Source organism: Pseudomonas sp. YL2, from assembly GCF_023063025.1.
In the GTDB taxonomy this organism is placed as follows: Bacteria; Pseudomonadota; Gammaproteobacteria; order Pseudomonadales; family Pseudomonadaceae; genus Aquipseudomonas; species Aquipseudomonas putida_A.
In genome coordinates, this window is the sequence record NZ_JAJSLU010000028.1 from 14,686 (window position 1) to 35,606 (window position 20,921).

A 20,921-nucleotide genomic window follows, 5' to 3' on the forward strand; every position below is an offset into this window, starting at 1 on the left:
TGTGGGGGGGGGGGTCCGCGCGGGGGAGGGGGGGGCCACCCCCCCCCCTTCCCCCCTCCCCCCCGCCGTTGGGGGGGAACCCCCGCTCCCACAAGGGAAAGCGGAGTGCCTGGCGACTTTCTTCAGACGAAAAAAAACGCCCCGAACCAGTCGGGGCGTTTTCATGTGTGGCTCAGCAGCGGGGGCTTACTTGCCTTCCCAGCGCTTGAGCACCAGCGTGGCGTTGGTGCCGCCGAAGCCGAAGCTGTTGCTCATCACGGTGTTGATGGTGGCGTTTTCGCGGGTCTTGGTCAGCACCGGCAGATCGGCCACTTCAGGGTCCAGTTCGTCGATGTTGGCGGAACCGGCAATGAAGTTGCCTTCCATCATCAGCATGCAGTAGATCGCTTCGTGAACGCCGGCGGCGCCCAGGGAGTGACCGGACAGGCTCTTGGTCGAGCTGATTGCTGGAGCCTTGTCGCCGAACACTTCACGCACACCTTTCATTTCCGCGACGTCGCCAACCGGAGTCGAGGTGCCGTGGGTGTTCAGGTAGTCGATCGGGGTGTCGACGGTGGACATTGCCATCTGCATGCAGCGGATCGCGCCTTCGCCACTTGGGGCAACCATGTCGTAGCCGTCGGACGTTGCGCCGTAGCCAACGATTTCAGCGTAGATCTTGGCGCCACGGGCCAGAGCGTGTTCCAGCTCTTCAACCACGACCATGCCGCCACCGCCAGCGATGACGAAACCGTCACGGTCGGCGTCGTAGGCGCGGGAGGCTTGTTCCGGGGTGTCGTTGCGCTTGCTGGACAGGGCGCCCATCGCGTCGAACAGGAACGACTGGCTCCAGTGCTCTTCTTCACCGCCACCGGCGAAGACGATGTCCTGCTTGCCCATCTGGATCTGTTCCATGGCGGTACCGATGCAGTGAGCACTGGTGGCGCAGGCAGAAGCGATGGAGTAGTTCAGGCCCTTGATCTTGAACGGCGTGGCCAGGCACGCGGAAACGGTGCTGCTCATGGTCCGCGTTACACGGTATGGGCCAACGCGTTTCACGCCTTTCTCGCGCAGGATGTCCAGCGCTTCCATCTGGTTCAGAGTCGACGCGCCGCCCGAGCCGGCGATCAGGCCGGTACGCGGGTTGGACACTTGCTCTTCGGTCAGGCCGGAGTCAGTGATCGCGTCTTTCATGGCCAGGTAGGCGTAAGCCGCTGCGTGGCCGACGAAACGATAGATCTTGCGATCGATCAGTTCTTCAAGGTTGAGGTCGATGGAGCCGGAAACCTGGCTACGCAGACCCATTTCAGCATATTCCGGGTTGAACCGGATGCCAGGGCGGCTTGCACGCAGGTTAGCGGAGACGGTCTCTTTGTCATTGCCCAGGCACGAAACAATGCCCAGACCAGTGATAACGACGCGGCGCATGCGAATAACCCTTAGAAGTTGTCAGTGGAGGTGAACACGCCGACGCGAAGGCCTTCGGCGGTGTAGATTTCGCGACCGTCGACAGTCACCGAACCGTCGGCGATGGCCAGGTTCAGCTTGCCCTTGAGGACGCGTTTGATATGAATGTTGTAGGTGACTTTCTTGGCGGTCGGCAGGACCTGGCCGAAGAATTTCACTTCGCCCGAACCCAGCGCACGGCCACGGCCCGGCAGGCCTTGCCAGCCCAGGAAGAAGCCGACCAGTTGCCACATGGCGTCCAGACCCAGGCAGCCCGGCATCACCGGATCGCCCTCGAAGTGGCACGCGAAGAACCACAGGTCAGGGTTGATATCCAGCTCGGCGACCAATTCACCTTTGCCGTACTTGCCGCCTTCTTCGCTGATCAGGGTGATGCGATCCACCATCAGCATGTTCGGGGCGGGCAGTTGCGCGTTACCTGGGCCGAACAGCTCACCGCGACTGCAGCGCAGCAGGTCTTCCCGAGTAAAGGCGTTTTGTTTGGTCATGCGAGCTCCTCAATAATCCCATGCGGCAGGTGGGGCAAATCTTCCCGGCCGATCGACGCGTTCATGCCTCGTACCGGCAGCCTACTCATAGACTATTGCGTTGTGGTGAAAGTCACAGCACCAAGGACATGAATGTACACTTGTGCACTGAAATTTTTATTCAAGCCTCTTTTGAGGCTTGTTCGGGTGCCTAAGACTGCCGCACTTTCGCTCTTCACGCCAGTCGCAGATGGTCGAAAAACCGTCACTACTGCACCCAGCGCTGCAGAATCTGTTGTAGGTCATTGCGTTTGAACGGCTTGGCCAGGTAATCGTTCATGCCCGCCGACAGGCAGGTTTCGCGATCGCCCTGCAACGCGTTGGCGGTCAGCGCGATGATCGGCACCTCGCGGCGTCCGGGCAGTTGGCGGATCTGCCGGGTCGCCTCGTAGCCGTCGATGATCGGCAGGCGGCAGTCCATCAGAATCACTTCGAAATCATTGCCTTCGGCGCTGCGCACCGCTTGCGCGCCATCGGTAGCGACGCTGACGGTAAAGCCCAGGCTTCGCAGCATGGCTTCGATGACCGTCTGGTTGACCGGATTGTCCTCCACCAGCAACACATTGCGCCCCTCACCATGCCCGTTGCCATTGGCTGCGCGCGGTGCCGCCAGTTGCGGTAGCGACTGCTTATATAAGGCCAGCGGGATTTCCAGGGTGAACACCGACCCCAGGCCTTCTTCGCTTTGTGCGCGCAACGTCCCGCCCATGCGTTCGGCCAGGGTGCGGGCGATCGGCAAGCCGAGGCCGGTGCCGCCATAGCGCCGGGAAATCGAACTGTCGGCCTGCTGGAACGCATTGAACATCAACTCCAGGCTTTCCGAGGAGATGCCGATGCCGCTGTCGCGCACCGAGCAGGTGAACCACAGCAACTCGTGATCCAGCGACTGCCACTGCGCCTCGATGCTGACCCGGCCACGCTCGGTGAACTTCAAGGCATTGCCCACCAGATTGACCAGAATCTGCCGGATCCGCGTCGGGTCGCCTTGCACCTGCAAGGCGCGCATGTCCTCGGGGATCCGCAGGTTCAGGTCCAGGCCACGCTGCACCGCGCTGTGCTGGAACGACTGGGCGCAAGCGCCGATCAGGTCGGCGAGGTTGAACGGGATGTGCTCCAGTTCCAGCTCCGAGCGTTCGATCCGCGAGAAGTCGAGAATGTCGTTGATGACTTTCAGCAGGTGTTCGGTGGACTCTGAAGCCAGCGCCGCGTACTCGATCTGCTCCTCGGTCATGTCGGTGGTTTCCAGCAACTGCAACATGCCCAGCACTCCGTTCATCGGGGTGCGCAGTTCATGGCTCATCATCGCCAGAAAATCGGATTTGGCATTGTTGGCTTTTTCCGCTTCCTCGCGGGTCTGGATCAGTTGCGCCATGGCCTGATGCTGTTCGCGGCTGGCTTGCTCCAGTGCCTGGGCGAGGTTGTTGATGTGCTGCGACAGGGCGCCCAACTCGGTGTCATCGACGATCGGCAGTGGGGTCTTGTAATCGCCTTGCTGAATCGCCTTGACCGCGTTGCCGATATCGCGAATCGGCGCTGACAGACTGCCGGCCAGACGCCGCGCCAGAACAAAAGTGAAGAGCAGGGCAAACAACGCCAGGATCCCGGCTTTGAACAGAATTTCCTGCTGGCGCTGACTGAAGGCATCGTTGGACAGACCGACGATCACCCGGCCCAGATAGTCCTCGCTGGTCACGTTGTTGCTGGCTTCGGCGTCGTGGAAAAAATCGCTGTTGAGGGCGATCCGTTGCAGGCGCACCGGGGCCTGGAACACCTCGACCTGATGCGGGCGGTTGTGCGCGTCGGCGGCTTGCTCAACGTAGGCCAGAATACGGTTGGCGCTGTCCTGCACTTCCAGAAAGCGTACGTTCGGTGTGGCCAGGGTCGCTTTGAGCAGGCTTTCCAGCACTTCGTTGTTGCCGGAAATCACCCCGTACTCGGTGGCGGGCGCCAGTTGATTGGCGATCAGTTGCCCGGTGTGATTGAGCTCCTGCCGTAAATCCTGAATCCGCACGAAGGTAAAGAAACTGATCAGCAGCAGCGTGAGCAGCAGGGCCGGGCCGAGGCTGATCAATTGCGTGCGGGTGTTGATATCCCAGCGGCGACGCAGATTCATGGGTGGCTTTCTCCTTCAGCCAACTGGCGGGCTACAGACGCTTCATCGATTGGCTCGATACCCAGGGAGCGAGCGACCTGCACATTACTTGAGACCTTGAAGCGATCGGGGTAGAGCGTGCGCGGCCACGTCGCCGGCGGGCGATCGAGCAACTGGTCAAGGATCGCCAGCCAGTCGGGCTGATCGCTGTAAGTGCTGGCGAGGCTGCCGGCCCGCACGAACGCCGCGTTCGGCCCGACCAGCGCCACTTGCCGGGAGTAACTGCTGAGCAACAGGTTTTTCGCGGTTTTCGGGTTGTACAGATCGGGATCGTCGAGGCCCAGCAACACGTCACTGTTTCTCAGCACGCTTTGCAGCGGGCGACTGTCCTGGGTGTTGTCCCAACGCTGGCTGACGATTTGCAGATTCAGCGGCGCTGCGGCCTGATGCAGCTCCTTGAGCAGGAATTCGCTGTGTTGGTCGAACAGCACGCCGACCCGGCGCACCTGCGGCAGAATCCGCCGAATCAGTTGCAGTTGCCGCCCCAATGGTGGATCGCTCCACAGCAGACTCAAGTGCGGCGGTTGTGCGCCACCCAGGCGTTGCCGCGCTTGCAGTCGGCTGATGCGCAACACCAGCGTCGCCGGGCCCTGGGGCTCCTGCAGACGCCAGTCGAGGCTGGGCAGGTCGAGCAGAATCATCCGCAGATTGGCCGGCAACTTGCCCGGCGCCGGCAGGCTGGTCAGTGGCTGGAACCGCACGTTGTCAGTGGGACGCAGCTCGCTCAGGGCCTGGACGAAGGCTTGCACCCCGGGGCTTTCTTCGGCACCGGTCAACAGAATATCGGCCGCTTGCACCGCCACGCCGTGCAGCCACGCGGTCAAAAACAGACAGACACCCGCCAGCCAGTGGCCAAGGGTTGGCGTCTTGTTTGGCGTGGCGTAGCGCACCCTAGAACTCCAGCTCGGCGCTGAAGTACAGCACCCGGCGTTCGTCGTAATTGTTGTCGACGAAAGTGGTCGGTTCATTATCGAGCCGCTGCTGCAGCACGCCGGCCAGTTGCAGTTGTGCCTTGCCCAGCGGGATGCGTTTGGCGATGCGCGTGTCGACGCGCTCGAAGCGGTAGCCGTTGAGCGCGTTGTCGCCGTAATAGAACAGCGCGCTGTTCCAGCCGTGGCCCCAATCACGCAGCCAGCCGGCAGAACCGCTGTTGCGCGAGGTGAATTGCTGATCCAGCGGATTGCTCGCTTCGGCGTCGACGAAAGCGTAAGTGAAGCGCAGGCGATCGATCATGCTCAGGCGCCAGTCGAGCTGGGTTTCGCTGCCGCGAAAGCGCGAGCTGTTGGCGTTGCTGGCGATGTACTGGTTGTTGCGCAGCGGCTCGCTGATCATCCCGGTGATTTCGTCGTAGAACAGCTTCACGTCCACGGCCAGCCCCAGCTCGGCGAAATAGCCGTTGTAGCCCAGTTCGCGCGAGCGCATGTGTTCCTGATCGAGATTGCCCGGGCCACGGGTTTTGACGAAGTAGCGCGCCGAGGACTGGCCATAGGCGGACGGTCGCAGGTTGCTCACCTGATAGCTCCAGTTGACGTTGTTCTCGAACATGTCCGGCGAGCGGATCGCCTCGGAGTACACCGCGCGCAGGCCATGGCGTGGGTTGATCAGGTAGTTGACGGCGAATCGCGGCGTCAGCGAACTGCCGATCAATTGGGTGTTTTCGAACATGGCGCCACCCTGCAACAGCCAGTGTTCACTGGCGCGCCACTCCAGTTGGCCGAACGCGCGCCAGGTGGTGTCGTCCAGCGTGCCGTTGAAGTAGGTCTCGGAGTCGGCCCGGTCGTAACGATAGTTCAGGCCGCTGACCAGTCGCAGGTTGTCGGACAGACTGAGGGTGTCCTGCAATTCGAGGTCGTAGCGTGATTCGCGGGCGCTTTGATCGATGTCGCCGCACAGGGTCTGGCTGGCACCGTTGCGCCATTGATCCAGCACTTGATTGGCCAGGGCCATTTCCTGTGGCGTTCCGGCTTCCGGGCCGGGGCCGGTGAAGCGGGTGATGTTGCGCGCCAGGCGTTCGGTGTAATTCGGGTTGAGCTGCCACAGTTGGGTCAGTTGCGGGCTGAACGATACTTCGGCATCACAGGCGCGCCACACTTGCTGGCGATCCCAGTGCTGGGCCGAACCTTGTATATAAAGGCTGTGTTCGGGATTGATGTCGAGATTCCAGCGCACCGAGCCGGCGTAATCCTTGGCGACCACGTCGGAATTGTTCCCGGCAGCGGTAATCCCCGAGAACACAGGGCGGTAGGTGTAGGGCCGCTGGTTACTGCCGTCCTTCGCGTTGATTTGCCAGTCGAGGCTCTGGTTGTCGCTCAGGGTCTGGCTGACGCCGAGGCTGAAGCGGTTCAAGCGGCGGCTGTCACGGTAATCGGCGCCGGTGCGGTCGCTGTCAAAACCGTCGTCTTCCTGGCCGGACAACGACAGACGCAGGTCGCCGCCATTCCAGCCCGTGCCCTGGCTGGCATAGAAATCGTTGATGCCGCGCTGGCCTCGGGTGACCTTCAGGCGCGTGCCGTGGCTGTCCGCCGGGTTGCGGGTGATGATGTTGACCACCGCCATCAGCGCGTTGGCGCCGTAGCTGACGGTGTTCGGCCCACGGAAAACCTCGATGCGCTCGATGTCTTCCATGGCCACCGGAATGTCACTCCAGTCCACCGTGGCCAGGCCTGCGCGGTACACCGAGCGGCCATCGATCAGCACCTGCATGCGCCGCGCTTCACTGGCATTGGTCCCGTGATAATTGACCGCCGCCTGATTGCCGCTGATGTTGCCGACCATCATCCCCGGCACCAGCCGCAGCAACTCGCTGATGTCCCGCGCGCCGCTGGCGTTGATCAGCTCACTGTCAAGCACGGTCATGCTCCCCGGCACTTCCGCCGGTGTCTGTTTCAGGCGCGTAGCCGTCAGCACCTGCGGCAGCGTTTCGCTGTCGACAAACAGGTCGTCCGCCTGCAACACCGGGCTGAACAGCAGCGCCAGCAGCAGTGACGAACGCGAGGGGGGAGAGCCAAAAGACACGGCACGGCCTTGATCGCAAAGAATTGGCGCGCATGTTAACCGAGGACAGTGACTTTTCCAGTCACGATGCGGGCATTTTCCTCGGCTTTATTGGTCTTCTTCCTACAAGTGTCGGTAATTGACGCAGGGGCTGGCCGCGCTCCGGCCGCCCCGTATAATGCCGGCATCGCCACTGGTATGGATTAACGGATTGCATATGACTGAACAGCGCCCGATTGCGGTCCTGGGAGGCGGAAGTTTTGGTACCGCCGTGGCCAATCTATTGGCCGAGAACGGCCATCAAGTCCGGCAGTGGATGCGTGACCCCGAGCAGGCCGAGGCCATCCGGGTCAACCGCGAGAATCCGCGTTACCTCAAAGGCATCAAGATTCTGCCGGGAGTGACTGCGGTCACTGACCTGCAGGCCACCCTCGATGCCTGCGAGCTGTGCTTCGTCGCGCTGCCCTCGAGCGCATTGCGCACGGTGCTGGCCGCCCACGCCGAGCGCCTGAGCGGCAAGATGCTGGTCAGCCTGACCAAGGGCATCGAAGCGCACACCTTCAAACTGATGAGCCAGATTCTCGAAGAGATCGCCCCGCAGGCGCGCATCGGTGTGCTGTCCGGGCCGAACCTGGCGCGGGAGATCGCTGAACACGCGCTGACCGCCACCGTGGTCGCCAGCGAAGACGAAGAACTCTGCAAAGCGGTACAGGCTGCGTTGCATGGTCGCACCTTCCGCGTTTACGCCAGTGCTGACCGTTTCGGTGTCGAGCTGGGTGGGGCGTTGAAAAACGTTTACGCGATCATCGCCGGCATGGCGGTGGCGCTGGAGATGGGCGAGAACACCAAGAGCATGCTGATCACTCGCGCCCTGGCCGAGATGACCCGGTTCGCGGTGAACCAGGGTGCCAACCCGATGACCTTCCTCGGTCTGGCCGGGGTCGGTGATCTGATCGTCACCTGCTCGTCGCCGAAGAGCCGCAACTACCAGGTCGGGTTTGCCCTCGGTCAGGGCTTGAGCCTTGATGAAGCAGTGTCGCGTCTGGGCGAAGTCGCCGAAGGCGTGAACACCCTGAAGGTGCTCAAGGCCAAGTCCCAGGAGGTTGGCGTGTACATGCCGCTGGTCGCCGGGCTGCATGCGATTCTGTTTGAAGGACGCACGCTGGAGCAGGTGATCGGTCTACTGATGCGTGCCGAACCGAAAACCGACGTCGACTTTATTTCCACCAGCGGTTTCAACTGATTCAACAGGAAGCGAGCCATGAACGATCCGAAAACCGAAGCCAAGTACGAATCCATTCTCCTGCGGGTGCTGTGGATGATCGTCTACGTGCTGGTCTGGCAAGTGGCGCAGTTCATCCTCGGCGCCGTGGTGCTGGTGCAACTGATCTATCGTTTGATTTACGGCGCGCCGAGCGCCAGCCTGATGAATTTCGGCGACAGCCTGAGCCAGTTCCTCGCGCAGATCGGCCGCTTCGGCAGCTTTCACAGCGACCAGAAACCCTGGCCGTTTGCCGACTGGCCAACCCCGCGTGCCCCGGAAGGCGAAGCACCGCACGCCGTGCCGCCAGCGCCGCATCCGGCCCGCGATGAGGAACCCAAGCTATGAAACTCTGGGTGTTGCGTCACGGCGAGGCGGTGCCTTACGGCTCGTGCCCCGATTCCGAGCGGGCGTTGACCGAGCAGGGTCGCAAAGAGGCCTTGAACAGTGCAGCCCGATTGATCGGTCAGCCACTGACGGCGATCTATGCCAGCCCTTATCTGCGTGCGCAACAGACCGCGCAGATTGTCCGCGAGGCGCTGGGCTTCGAGCCGGAGATTCGTACCGTCGAATGGCTGACCCCGGAGACCGATCCGGACAAGGTCACCGATCAACTGGTGTCGGTGAGCAATGTGCTGCTGGTCAGCCATAACCCGTTGGTGGGCAATCTGTTGAGTTATCTGCAGCACGGTGCCGGGTATCCGCCGGAGAAGGTCGGCACCGCTGGCCTTGCCGAGCTGGAAAGCCCTGAATTGCTGATTGGCTCGATGACCCTCAACAGCCTCAAGCACCCCTGACGCTGATCCTTGTGAGAGCGGGCTTGCTCGCGAATGCGCTGTGTCAGTCACTGTAAATGTCACTGATAGACCGCATTCGCGAGCAAGCCCGCTCCCACAGTGCCCTCATTTTCAGTTGAAATTATTTGTTTGAATTTTCCAACCAAGCACTTGCTTGGTTGACTACGCTTGCTCCAGACCCAAAAAACAGGAGCGAGTCGCATGTCTGCCGCCTTCCGTTTGCCGCTGGACGTGTTCTACGAGCGTGAGGCCCGGCACCCGCGCCAGCGTTTTCTGGTGCAGCCCATCGGCGGCGGGCAGGTCGAGACCCTGACCTGGGCCGACGTCGGTCATCAAGCGCGTTGTGCCGCGCACTGGCTGCGCGCCCGGGAATTACCGCAGGGCAGCCACATCGCGCTGATCTCGAAAAACTGCGCGCACTGGATCATTGCCGATCTGGCGATCTGGATGGCCGGGCACGTCTCGGTGCCGCTGTATCCCAACCTCACCGCCGACTCGGTGAATCAGGTGCTGACGCATTCGGAAAGTGTGCTGGCGTTCATCGGCAAGCTTGATGACTGGCCGGGCATGTCCGTCGGTGTGCCGGCGGATTTGCCGACCATCAGCCTGCCGCTGCACCCGCCCGGCGAGTTCGATTTCAGTTGGGATGACCTGCAAAAAAGCTCGCCGATCCAGGACGATCCGCGTCCTGCGGCCGAGCAACTGGCAACCATCATCTACACCTCCGGCACCACCGGGTTGCCCAAAGGCGTGATGCACAGTTTTGCCAATCTGGGGTTCGCCACGACTCGCGGCACGCAACTGTTCGGGCTTAACGAGCAAGACCGGCTGCTGTCTTACCTGCCGCTGTGCCATGTCGCCGAACGCATGTTCGTTGAGCTGGCCTCGATCTACACCGGGCAGACCGTGTTCTTCGCCGAAAGCCTCGACACCTTCATCACCGACCTGCAGCGGGCGCGGCCCACGGCGATGTTCGGCGTGCCGCGGATCTGGACCAAATTCCAGATGGGCGTGTACGGCAAGATTCCGGCTAAACGCCTGGATTTCCTCCTTGGCCTGCCGTTCATTGGCAAACGGGTCGGGCGCAAGGTGTTGGCGGGGCTGGGGCTGGATGCCTTGCGCGTGGCGCTGTCCGGTGCGGCACCGGTGCCGCAGACCTTGCTCAGTTGGTATCAGAAACTCGGCCTCGATGTGCTGGAGGTGTATGGCATGACCGAGAGTTGTGGTTACTCGCACATCTGTCTGCCGGGCCAATACAAACAGGGCTGGATCGGCAAACCGTGCCCGGAGGTTGAGGTGCGGATCGACGAGTCCGGCGAGGTGCAGGTGCGCAGTCAGGCGAACATGCTCGGCTATTTCAAGGAGCCGCAGAAAACCGCCGAGACCCTCACCGAGGACGGCTTCCTGCGTACCGGCGACAAGGGTGAGCAGGATGCCGAGGGGCGCTTGCGCCTGACCGGCCGGCTCAAGGAGATCTTCAAGACCAGCAAAGGCAAATATGTGGCCCCGGCGCCGATTGAAAACCGGCTGGCGGTGCACTCGCGGATCGAACAGGTCTGTGTTGTCGGCGATGGCCTGAGTGCGCCGCTGGGCTTGTGCGTGCTCTCCACCGTCAATCAGGACGAAGGGCGGGCCAGCCTGCATTCGAGCCTGGAAAAACTGCTGGAAGAGGTCAACGCCGTGCTCGACAAGCACGAGCGCCTGCGGCGGCTGGTGGTGGTCAAGGACAATTGGGCGGTGGAAAACGGTTTTCTCACCCCGACCTTGAAGATCAAACGCAATGTCATCGAAGACACCTACGGCGCGCGGTTTGAAGAATGGAGCGCGCGCAGCGAGGCGGTGCTGTGGCAGGATTGAGTGACCACCAAAACAACAAAGGAAGCCAGCGATGACCTTGTGGCGCACCACTCCGAACATCGAGCAGTTGAACGCAATCCAGAAAAACACCATCGGCGAAGCGCTGGATATCCGTTTCGAGTCCTTCGACGAGGAATCGCTGACGGCGAGCATGGTCATCGACCACCGCACCCACCAGCCTTACGGTCTGCTGCACGGCGGCGCCTCGGTGGTGCTGGCGGAAACCGTCGGTTCGATGGCCAGTTATCTGTGCATCGATGCCAGCAAGTTCTACTGCGTGGGGCTGGAGATCAATGCCAACCATTTGCGCGGTTTGCGCAGCGGGCGGGTGAGCGCAGTGGCCAAACCGATTCACATTGGTCGCACCACGCACGTCTGGGACATCCGTTTGACCAGCGATGAAGGCAAGGCCAGTTGTGTGTCGCGGTTGACCATGGCGGTGGTGCCACTGGGCGAGCAGCCGCCGGCGCGTTGAGGTCAGATGCGCCATCGCCATGACCGGACTGTCATCATTCCTGGCAGTTACGGTCATTGCTCAGGGCCGCGCTCTTGCGGACAATCAGCGGCATGTTTCCGCTCATGGATAAACCTGCATGTCGCAACCGATCTTTTTCGCCCACGCCAACGGGTTTCCCTCGGGCACCTATGGCAAGTTGTTCGCGGCGCTGGCGCCCGAGTATCGGGTCGCGCATCTGGAACAGCATGCCCACGACCCGCGTTTCCCGGCGGACGACAACTGGTACAACCTGGTCGACGAACTGATCCACCATCTGCAGCAACAGGATCAGCCAGTGTGGGGCGTCGGCCATTCGTTTGGCGGTGTGTTGCACCTGCACGCGGCGTTGCGTTGCCCTGAGCTGTATCGCGGCGTGGTCATGCTCGACTCGCCGGTGCTGACCCGCACAGACCAGTGGGTGATCCGCGCGGCCAAGCGCTTCGGCTTCATCGACAAACTGACCCCGGCTGGACGTACGTTGGGGCGGCGCGAAGAGTTCGCCGATCTCGACACGGCGCGCAGCTATTTTGCCGGCAAGACCCTGTTTCGCGGTTTCGATCCGGAATGCTTCGATGCCTACCTGCAGCACGGGCTGCATACGGTTGGCGACAAGTTGCGTCTGCGCTTTGATCCGGCCACTGAAATCAGCATCTATCGCGGCGTGCCGCACACCAGTCCCGGTCGCACTCGTCAGCTGAAAGTGCCGCTGGCGGTGGTGCGTGGGCACAAGAGTCGGGTGGTCATGCGTCATCACAGCCGATTCGTCGGGCGCCTGCCGCAGGGTGAAGCACTGAGCATGCCGGGCGGGCACATGTTTCCGCTGGAACGTCCGCAAGACACGGCGCGCCTGCTCAAAGAGCTGTTTACGCGCTGGGAGCGCCGCCAACAGAAGGACTGCGCATGAGCCCGACCTTTGAAGAAGTGCGCTTGAGCCTGCCGCATATCGAACTGGCCGCGCACTTGTTCGGCCCCGAGGACGGTCTGCCGGTGATTGCCCTACATGGCTGGCTCGACAACGCCAACAGCTTTGCGCGCCTGGCGCCCAAGCTCAAAGGCCTGCGCATCATCGCGCTGGACATGGCCGGGCATGGGCATTCCGGGCATCGACCCAACGGCGCCGGTTATGCGTTGTGGGACTATGCGCACGACGTGTTGCAGGTCGCCGAGCAATTGGGCTGGAAGCGCTTCGGCCTGCTCGGGCATTCGATGGGCGCGATCGTTTCGCTGGTGCTGGCCGGTTCGTTGCCGGAGCGCATCAGCCATCTGGCGTTGATCGACGGGGTGATTCCTCCTACGGACAAAGGCGAAAATGCTGCCGAGCGCATGGGCATGGCCCTGCAGGCGCAACTGGATTTGCGCGAGAAGCGCAAGCCGGTCTACAACACCCTTGATCGTGCCATCGAAGCGCGGATGAAGGGGCTGGTGGCGGTCAGCCGCGAAGCCGCCGAACTGCTGGCGCAGCGCGGCCTGATGCCGGTGCCCGGCGGTTATACCTGGCGCACCGACAATCGCCTGACCCTGCCGTCACCGCTGCGCCTGACTCAAGAGCAGGCGATGGCTTTCGTCCAGCGCATCACCTGCCCGGCGCAACTGGTGGTGGCCGCCGACGGCATGCTGGCCAAACATCCGGAGTTGCTGGAGCGGCTACCCTTTAGCCAGGAACAGCTGGCGGGCGGGCATCATTTGCACCTGAACGATGAGTCCGGTGCCGACCTTGTCGCAGACTGTTTCAATCGCTTCTTCGCCATTCCTTGACTTGCACCGGGCAACTGTCGAGGCTGGGCGGGTTGAAATGGGAGACAAACACGATGGATTTCTATACCGCTGCGCCCCCGACCCGCCAAGCCATGCCGATCCGATGAGCCTGACTATGCGGTCACTCAGTCTGTTGGCGCTGTGCTGTTTCAGTTCCGTTTCGTTCGCCGCCGACGTGCTCGGCAGCCAGGATTTGCAGATCGTGCCGCGTCTAGCCGATGCGCAGATCGTCGACTATCGCCCTCCTGTGGAGCTTGAGCGGATCTATCCGCTGGGCTCGATCCGCAAGATCAGCGGCCAGTTGCGCTTTGACGGCCAGGTCACGGCGCGCGGCCAGACCACTTCGGTCACCTACGAGTTGCCGCCTGAGCATTCCGCCACCGAAGCCTTCACCGCCGCCCGCGAAGCCCTGCAAAAGCAGGACGCCGAGTTGCTGTTCTGGTGCCAGGCCCGCGATTGTGGCGAAAGCAGCCTGTGGGCCAATGAAGTGTTCGGTAACGCCAAGCTGTACGGCGCCGACGAGCAACAGGCCTATCTGCTGTTGCGTCTGGCCGCACCGAAGGACAACACCTTGGTGGCGCTCTACAGCATCACCCGCGGCAATCGCAAAGCCTATCTGCATGTCGAACAGTTCGAAGCGGGCGCACCGTTGGGCGAGCTGCTGCCGACCTCGGCCACGCTGTTGCGACAGCTCAAAAGTACCGGTGAACTGGACTTTCCCAAGCTGACCGGCGATCCGGATGACACTTGGCTACGACTGATTTCCCGTGGCTTGAACCTCGACACCACCCAACGCGTGACGATTGCCGGACCCAAGGCCGAGGCCTGGCGTCAGGCGCTGATCGGTCAGGGGGTGCGGGCGGCACGGATGGAGGCGGGGAGCGCCGACGGCTCTGGCCTGCGCATCGATCTGTTGCGGTAAGCTGCATCGGGCGTGCACGCGCGGCGTGTTCGCCTACTCTTTGACCGACTGACTTCTTCGAGACTGTACATGCTCAATAACGATCGGCTGTTGGTGCAAATCCTCCTGCTGGTGCTGTTCGGTGCCAGCCTGTGGGTGATGGCGCCGTTCTGGTCGGCGCTGTTCTGGGGCGCGGTGCTGGCGTTCGCCAGTTGGCCGCTGATGCGTCTGCTGACCCGCTGGCTCAATGGCCGCGAATCACTTGCTGCAGCTATTTTGACCCTGGGCTGGATGTTGCTGGTGGCGGCGCCGCTGGTGTGGCTGGGGTTCAACCTGGCCGATCATGTGCGCGATGCCACGGCGTTCATCAAGGATGTGCAGGTCGATGGTCTGCCGGAAGCGCCGGCCTGGCTCGGCAGCGTGCCGTTGGTGGGCGAGCGGCTGGTGGGTATCTGGAACAGCATCGATCAGCAGGGCGCAGCGCTGATGGTGTCGATCAAACCGTATCTGGGGCAGGTCGGTAACTGGTTGCTGGCGCGCAGTGCGCAGATCGGCGGCGGGATTCTCGAGCTGACCCTGAGCATTGTCTTTGTGTTCTTTTTCTATCGCGACGGGCCGCGCTTGGCGGCGTTTGTGCACGGTCTGCTGCAGCGCCTGATCGGCGAGCGAGCCGGGTATTACATCGAGCTGGTGGCCGGCACCGTACAGCGGGTGGTCAACGGGGTGATCGGTACGGCGGCGGCGCAGGCGGTTCTGGCGTTGGTCGGGTTCCTGATTGCCGGGGTTCCGGGGGCGCTGGTGCTGGGGATCGTGACCTTTCTGTTGAGTCTGATTCCGATGGGGCCACCGTTGGTGTGGATTCCGGCCACGGCCTGGCTGGCGTGGAAGGGCGAGTACGGGATGGCGGTGTTTCTCGGGATCTGGGGGACGTTCATCATCAGTGGCGTGGATAACGTGTTGAAGCCTTATCTGATCAGCCGCGGGGGGAATCTGCCGTTGGTGATTGTGTTGCTTGGGGTGTTTGGCGGGTTGATTGCGTTTGGGTTTATCGGGTTGTTTATCGGGCCTACGTTGTTGGCGGTGGCCTATAGTTTGTTGACGGATTGGAGTAAGAGTCAGGCTCGGGTTTAGGCGTTGCGGCTTTTTTGGGGTTGTGGGCATATCCGGTGCTTCGGGTGTTGCGGCTGGCGGTTTCGCCCTTACGGCGAGTCACTTTTGACAAACGCCTCAAAAGTAACCAAAAAGTCTTGCCCCAACGTTCGGCCCTCGCCGTGGCTCGGGTTCCTTCGCTACGGGATTCATCCGGGGGGCATCGCCTCCGGTTTGCTTCGCTGCACCTCCTCTCGATGTGTTCGACTTCGTCGAACGGTCGCTGCGCTCCCACCCCCGGATAAATCCCTCCACTCAGCCTGCCGACGGGGCCTGTGGATCAAGATCAAGAGCTTTCGGCGAGCTGACACTCGGCCATTGAGTGGGGCGGCTTCGCCGCGTGCGGTGCATACAGTTAAAAATTGTGGGAGCCAGCCTGTTGGCGATGGCGGCCTGACAGCCGACCAATCTCCAACTGAATGCACTCCATCCAATTGTAGGAGTGAGCCTGCTCGCGAAGCGGCATATCAGGCAACCAGCCTCTCACGGCCACACCCAAATGACCGTTCCCACACCGCTGCATGGAAACGATCATCCATTACGACATCGGCTCAGGTCGCCACATTCAGGTATTTGCCCACCGGCGCGGCATTGTCGAGTGAGTACTGTTTGCTCAAGTTGGCAATCATCCGGTTCAGCGCTTCGCTGGTGGTCTGGGTGCTGGCGGTCTGTTCTTCGGGCGGGCGTTCGCGACCTGCCTGCAACGCCGCTTTCAGTTCATCGCTGCTCACGCCGCCACTGCTGTCGCTGTCCAGTACCTTGAGCAGTGCAGCGCTGGTGTCGGTGCTGTTCGTTGAGGTGTTGTCACTGCTCTGTAGCGCGCTGCTCAGTTCGGTCTCGCTGATGCTGCCGTCGCCATCGGCATCCAGTTGGCTGAACAGTTCGTTGCTGGAGGCTTGTTGCGGCGGCGGTGGCGGTGGTGGGGTGAGGCTGGCGGTGAGTTCGTCCTGGCTGACGGTGCCGTCCTTGTTCTTGTCCAGGGCCGAGAAGATTTGGTTGCTGTCGGCGCTGCTGCCGGCGCTGGTCAGGCCGCTGCTCAGTTCGTCGCTGCTGATGGAGCCATCACCATCGGCGTCGAGGGCGCTGATCAGGGCGTCGGCCAGATCGGTGTTGGGGGCTTGATCCTGCGGTGGCGGTGGGGGCGCCATCGCGCTCATTTCTTCGGCGCTGAGGCTGCCGCTGTCGTCGCTGTCCAGATCGCCAAATTGCTTGCTCAGGTTGACCAGCAGGCCGTCGTCGGACTTCTGCGACAGCGCGCTTTTCAGTTCGTCCTGATCCACCGCGCCGTCGCCGTTGCTGTCGAGTTTGGCGAACAGTTGCTTTTGCAGTTGCTGGCTGCGGGCGTTCTGGGTGGTGCTGCTGGTGCTGGTATAGCTCGTGTAGTTGCTGACGCTACTGATCATGGGCTCACTCCTTGGACTGTAAAACCGGTGGGTATACCGGCTTGTGCAGACTCAAGGGGCAAGATGTCCTGGGTGTTTTGGCTTTGTACCGGTGGGTATACACGATGGAGTGAACACCACTGAAACCTGTGGGAGCGGGCTTGCTCGCGAAGGCGGCCGATCATTCAACACAGAAGTCGACTGACACACCGCTTTCGCGAGCAAGCCCGCTCCCACGGGGGATAGGTGTGTTTCTCAAGTGCGCGGCAGGCGGATGATTGCGGTCAGGCCGCCCCCCGGGGTTTCTTCCAGATTCAATTGTCCACCCAAACGCTGCGCTGCCTCGCGGGCGATGGTCATGCCCAGGCCGACGCCGCCGGAGTTGCGGTTGCGCGAGCCTTCCAGGCGAAAGAACGGTTCGAACACCGCCTCGCGCTTGTCTTCGGCAATCCCCGGGCCGTGGTCGATCACGCGGATCAGCAATTGCTCGCGTTGATCCTGCAATTCGATGCGCGCCTGCCCCGCATAGCGCAGGGCGTTGTCCATCAGGTTGTTGATGCACGAGCGCAGCGCCATCGGCTGCACTTGCAGCGGTGCGCAATGGCCGCTGACGTCAACGTCGGCGCCCTGATCCTGAGCGTTTTCGCACAGCGATTCGACCAGCGCCTGCACGTCCATCAACTGCAGCGCTTCGCTGGTGCGCTGTTCGTGCAGGTAGGTGAGAGTGGCGTCGAGCATGCCGATCATGTCGTTAAGGTCCTGGCGCATCTGACCTTGCAGTTTTTCGTCATCGATCTGTTCCAGGCGCAGCTTCAACCGCGACAGCGGAGTGCGCAGGTCGTGGGAGACGGCGCCGAGCATGCGTGCTCGCTGCTGCACCTGTTCACGAATGCGTTGTTGCATCAGGTTGAAAGTGTGCGCCGCCTGTCGTGCCTCACGCGGGCCGGACTCGTCCAGCGGCGGGCTGTCGAGGTTTTCGCTGAGGCGTTCGGCGGCATCGCTCAGGCGCTGGATCGGCCGGCTGAGCAGTTTGGCGCCGTACCACGCAGCGATCATCAGCGAGATGAACTGGAAGGTCAGCGGCACCAGCGGCCCGCCGAACCACGGACGTGGCGGGCGGTGGGCGAAACGTGGATCCGGCGGTGGCCGTTGGCCGTCGACGCCCTCGGCAAACTCCGGCGGGGGCGGCGGTGGGGGTGGCCCATAGTGATGAAACCAGGCAAAGGCCAGCAGGTGCGCCAGGACGATCGCCACGAACAGCATGCCAAACAGGCGGCCGAACAGCGTGTCGAAGCGCGCTCGCATCAGCCGATGTCTCGCGCGTCGAACAGGTAACCTTCACCGCGCACGGTTTTGATCAACTGCGGGGCTTTCGGGTCGTCACCAAGTTTTTGCCGCAGGCGCGACACCAGCAAATCGATGCTGCGGTCGAACGCCTCGATCGAGCGGCCACGGGCGGCATCCAGCAGTTGTTCGCGGCTGAGTACCCGGCGCGGGCGTTCGATGAAGACCCAGAGCAGGCGGAATTCGGCGTTGGACAGCGGCACCACCAGGCCATCGTCGGCGATCAGCTGGCGCAGCACACTGTTCAGGCGCCAGTTGTCGAAGCGGATGTTGGCGCGCTGTTCGGTGCGGTCATCGCGAACCCGACGCAGGATAGTCTGGATCCGCGCTACCAGTTCCCGTGGTTCGAACGGTTTGGCCATGTAGTCATCGGCACCCAGTTCCAGGCCGATGATGCGGTCGGTGGGTTCGCAGCGGGCGGTGAGCATCAGGATCGGGATGTCCGATTCGGCGCGCAGCCAGCGGCACAGCGACAGGCCGTCTTCGCCGGGCAGCATCAGGTCGAGCACCACCACGTCGAAATGTTCCGCCAGCATGGCCTGGCGCATGGCCGCGCCGTCGGTGACGCCGCTGGCGTGGATGTTGAAACGCGCGAGGTAGTCGATCATCAGCTCGCGGATCGGCACATCGTCATCGACGATCAGCGCACGGATGCTCCAGCGCTTGTCGTCTTTATGCTCATCAGTCACGGTGGTCTGGGTGTTGTGCATGGGGCTGTTCATCTGCCAGTAGGCCGCCAACCACAAAGATGGGCTGCGAGGTGGTGGTTTCAGCATAGGCGTCCTGCCGTGAGGCGGGAAGTGCTGATGTAAGGACGTGTTGCGGCTGGCGAGGCTAGCGCGCACGCTTGTTGGCGGCGTGTCGGTTGTGTATCGGGTTCGACACAATAGCCGCGAGCGCTATGCTGATCACGTTTGCGGCGACGATTTACCGATCATCGGGTGCCGCGCTGGCGCCGCTTCCGCTACAATGCGCGCCGATTTCGACTTGCCTGAGAGCCCATCCATGTCCGCCTGCCAGACTCCTATCATCGTCGCCCTGGATTTCCCCACCCGTGACGCCGCACTGAAGCTGGCCGACCAGTTGGACCCGAAACTGTGCCGGGTCAAAGTGGGCAAGGAACTGTTCACCAGTTGCGCCGCGGAAATCGTCGGCACCCTGCGTGACAAAGGCTTCGAGGTGTTCCTCGACCTGAAATTCCACGACATTCCCAACACCACCGCGATGGCCGTGAAAGCCGCTGCCGAGATGGGCGTGTGGATGGTCAATGTGCATTGCTCCGGTGGCCTGCGCATGATGGCGGCCTGCCGTGAAGAGCTTTCCAAGCGCAGCGGCCCGCAGCCGTTGCTGATCGGTGTGACCGTGCTGACCAGCATGGAGCGCGAGGATCTGGCCGGTATCGGTCTGGACATCGAGCCGCAGGAGCAGGTGCTGCGTCTGGCTGCGCTGGCCGAGAAGGCCGGGATGGACGGTCTGGTGTGCTCGGCGCTGGAAGCCACCGCACTGAAGTCGGCGCACCCGTCGCTGCAACTGGTGACCCCGGGGATTCGTCCGGCGGGCAGTGCGCAAGATGACCAGCGCCGTATCCTGACCCCGCGTCAGGCGCTGGATGCCGGTTCCGATTATCTGGTGATCGGCCGTCCGATCAGCCAGGCGGCGGATCCGGCCAAGGCACTGGCGTCGGTCGTGGCCGAACTGGCCTAAGCAGACACCGCCGAACCCTGTAGGAGTGAGGCCGGTCGCGGTAGCGGGATATTAGTGACATTGGTTGTGGGTGGTACACCGCCATCGCCGGGCGGGTCACTCCCTCAAATGTTTTGTGGTGGCTTTAAACCTTCAGCACCAACTTGCCGAAATTCTCCCCGCTGAACAATTTCATCAGCGTCTCCGGAAAGGTCTCCAGACCTTCAACGATGTCTTCCTTGCTCTTGAGCTGCCCTTTGGCCATCCAGCCGGCCATTTCCTGCGCGGCACCGGCGTACTGCGCGGCATAGTCCATCACCACAAAGCCTTCCATGCGCGCACGATTGACCAGCAGTGACAGGTAGTTGGCCGGGCCTTTGACCGCTTCCTTGTTGTTGTACTGGCTGATGGCGCCGCAGATCACCACCCGGGCTTTCGGCGCCAGACGGCTGAGCACGGCGTCGAGGATCTCGCCGCCGACGTTATCGAAGTACACGTCGACGCCTTTCGGGCACTCACGCTTGAGCCCGGCCAGCACATCTTCGTGCTTGTAATCGATGGCGCCGTCGAAGCCCAGTTCATCGATCAGGTATTTGCACTTGTCGGCACCACCGGCGATACCGACGACCCGGCAGCCTTTGATCTTGGCGATCTGCCCGGCAATGCTGCCCACCGCCCCGGCAGCTCCGGACAACACCACCGTGTCGCCGGCCTTCGGTGCGCCGACGTCGAGCAGGGCGAAGTAGGCGGTCATGCCGGTCATGCCAAGGGCGGACAGATACACCGGCAGCGGCGCCAGTTTCGGATCGACTTTGTAGAAACCTCTGGGTTCGCCAAGGAAATAATCCTGCACGCCGAGGGCGCCGTTGACGTAGTCGCCGACGGCAAAGCCCGGGTTGTTCGAAGCGATGACCTGGCCCACGCCCAAGGCGCGCATGACTTCACCGATTTCTACCGGCGGGATATAGGACTTGCCCTCGTTCATCCAGCCGCGCATGGCCGGGTCGAGGGACAGGTATTGGTTTTTCACCAGTATCTGACCAGCGCCCGGTTCGCCGACCGGGACTTCCTGGTAGGTGAAGGTCTCACGGGTCGCAGCCCCCACCGGGCGTTTGGCGAGGAGGAACTGGCGATTGGTCTGACTGGTCATGGCAGGCACTCGAACTGAATGAAGCCT

The 20,921-nt window shown here is 62.2% G+C and carries 19 protein-coding genes; 10 read left to right on the forward strand and 9 right to left on the reverse strand.

Annotated features, from left to right (window positions below):
- Positions 1–186: 186 nt before the first annotated feature.
- The 5 genes from fabB to LVD08_RS27040 form a co-directional block, all read right to left on the reverse strand.
- Positions 187–1,407 carry a beta-ketoacyl-ACP synthase I gene (gene fabB, locus LVD08_RS27020; protein WP_007968959.1) on the reverse strand — a complete coding sequence of 407 codons (1,221 nt, stop codon included), beginning with the start codon at positions 1,405–1,407 and terminating at the stop codon, positions 187–189.
- Positions 1,408–1,418: 11 nt separating this feature from the next.
- Positions 1,419–1,934 (reverse strand): 3-hydroxyacyl-[acyl-carrier-protein] dehydratase FabA, encoded by a 516-nt coding sequence (gene fabA / locus LVD08_RS27025; RefSeq protein WP_003227150.1) that lies wholly within the window; start codon positions 1,932–1,934, stop codon positions 1,419–1,421.
- A gap of 247 nt (positions 1,935–2,181) precedes the next feature.
- Complete coding sequence (locus LVD08_RS27030; RefSeq protein WP_247269696.1) at positions 2,182–4,086, reverse strand: response regulator; 1,905 nt, start codon at positions 4,084–4,086, stop codon at positions 2,182–2,184.
- Positions 4,083–5,015, reverse strand: coding sequence for an ABC transporter substrate-binding protein (locus tag LVD08_RS27035; protein WP_027612309.1), 933 nt, complete (start codon positions 5,013–5,015; stop codon positions 4,083–4,085). The genes LVD08_RS27030 and LVD08_RS27035 overlap by 4 nt, the downstream gene beginning before the upstream one ends.
- A 1-nt stretch (position 5,016) precedes the next feature.
- A complete protein-coding gene (locus tag LVD08_RS27040; RefSeq protein ID WP_103368739.1) occupies positions 5,017–7,140 on the reverse strand; it encodes a TonB-dependent receptor plug domain-containing protein in 2,124 nt (707 codons plus the stop codon).
- 196 nt (positions 7,141–7,336) lie between these two features.
- On the opposite strand from LVD08_RS27040, the gene LVD08_RS27045 reads away from it, so the two are divergent.
- The 9 genes from LVD08_RS27045 (at position 7,337) to LVD08_RS27085 (ending at position 15,317) form a co-directional block, all read left to right on the forward strand.
- Complete coding sequence (locus tag LVD08_RS27045) at positions 7,337–8,362, forward strand: NAD(P)H-dependent glycerol-3-phosphate dehydrogenase (protein ID WP_027612311.1); 1,026 nt, start codon at positions 7,337–7,339, stop codon at positions 8,360–8,362.
- Between the two features lie 18 nt (positions 8,363–8,380).
- The gene (locus LVD08_RS27050) at positions 8,381–8,728 is read left to right on the forward strand and encodes a DUF4389 domain-containing protein (protein WP_007968953.1); all 348 of its coding nucleotides are present in this window, start codon (positions 8,381–8,383) and stop codon (positions 8,726–8,728) included.
- Positions 8,725–9,177, forward strand: a complete 453-nt coding sequence (sixA, locus tag LVD08_RS27055; RefSeq protein WP_135296348.1) for a phosphohistidine phosphatase SixA — start codon at positions 8,725–8,727, stop codon at positions 9,175–9,177. The genes LVD08_RS27050 and sixA overlap by 4 nt, the downstream gene beginning before the upstream one ends.
- 201 nt (positions 9,178–9,378) lie before the next feature.
- Positions 9,379–11,034: an AMP-binding protein gene (locus LVD08_RS27060; RefSeq protein WP_247269697.1), complete on the forward strand. Its 1,656-nt coding sequence runs from the start codon at positions 9,379–9,381 to the stop codon at positions 11,032–11,034.
- A 31-nt stretch (positions 11,035–11,065) separates the two neighbouring features.
- Positions 11,066–11,509: a hotdog fold thioesterase gene (locus LVD08_RS27065; protein WP_247269698.1), complete on the forward strand. Its 444-nt coding sequence runs from the start codon at positions 11,066–11,068 to the stop codon at positions 11,507–11,509.
- Positions 11,510–11,627: 118 nt separating this feature from the next.
- A complete protein-coding gene (locus LVD08_RS27070) occupies positions 11,628–12,434 on the forward strand; it encodes an alpha/beta fold hydrolase (protein WP_027612315.1) in 807 nt (268 codons plus the stop codon).
- Complete coding sequence (locus tag LVD08_RS27075) at positions 12,431–13,285, forward strand: alpha/beta hydrolase (RefSeq protein ID WP_027612316.1); 855 nt, start codon at positions 12,431–12,433, stop codon at positions 13,283–13,285. Before LVD08_RS27070 ends, LVD08_RS27075 begins: the two co-directional genes overlap by 4 nt.
- Before the next feature lie 115 nt (positions 13,286–13,400).
- Positions 13,401–14,207: a DUF4892 domain-containing protein gene (locus LVD08_RS27080; RefSeq protein WP_247269699.1), complete on the forward strand. Its 807-nt coding sequence runs from the start codon at positions 13,401–13,403 to the stop codon at positions 14,205–14,207.
- Positions 14,208–14,276: 69 nt separating this feature from the next.
- A complete protein-coding gene (locus LVD08_RS27085; protein ID WP_095137176.1) occupies positions 14,277–15,317 on the forward strand; it encodes an AI-2E family transporter in 1,041 nt (346 codons plus the stop codon).
- Positions 15,318–15,886: 569 nt separating this feature from the next.
- Here LVD08_RS27085 and xopAW read toward each other — a convergent pair.
- From xopAW to LVD08_RS27105, 3 genes are all read right to left on the reverse strand, one after another.
- Positions 15,887–16,738, reverse strand: coding sequence for an EF-hand domain-containing protein (gene xopAW / locus LVD08_RS27090; RefSeq protein WP_247269700.1), 852 nt, complete (start codon positions 16,736–16,738; stop codon positions 15,887–15,889).
- A 234-nt stretch (positions 16,739–16,972) separates the two neighbouring features.
- Positions 16,973–18,022 carry a sensor histidine kinase gene (locus LVD08_RS27100; RefSeq protein ID WP_027612320.1) on the reverse strand — a complete coding sequence of 350 codons (1,050 nt, stop codon included), beginning with the start codon at positions 18,020–18,022 and terminating at the stop codon, positions 16,973–16,975.
- Positions 18,022–18,771, reverse strand: coding sequence for a response regulator (locus LVD08_RS27105; RefSeq protein WP_431061433.1), 750 nt, complete (start codon positions 18,769–18,771; stop codon positions 18,022–18,024). The genes LVD08_RS27100 and LVD08_RS27105 overlap by 1 nt, the downstream gene beginning before the upstream one ends.
- 295 nt (positions 18,772–19,066) lie before the next feature.
- On the opposite strand from LVD08_RS27105, the gene pyrF reads away from it, so the two are divergent.
- Entirely contained in the window at positions 19,067–19,765 is a 699-nt protein-coding gene (pyrF, locus tag LVD08_RS27110) for an orotidine-5'-phosphate decarboxylase (protein WP_047295723.1), read from the forward strand.
- A gap of 124 nt (positions 19,766–19,889) precedes the next feature.
- Here the strand turns inward: pyrF and LVD08_RS27115 are convergent, their stop codons facing one another.
- Positions 19,890–20,894, reverse strand: a complete 1,005-nt coding sequence (locus LVD08_RS27115) for an NADP-dependent oxidoreductase (protein WP_103369812.1) — start codon at positions 20,892–20,894, stop codon at positions 19,890–19,892.
- Positions 20,895–20,921 lie beyond the last annotated feature (27 nt).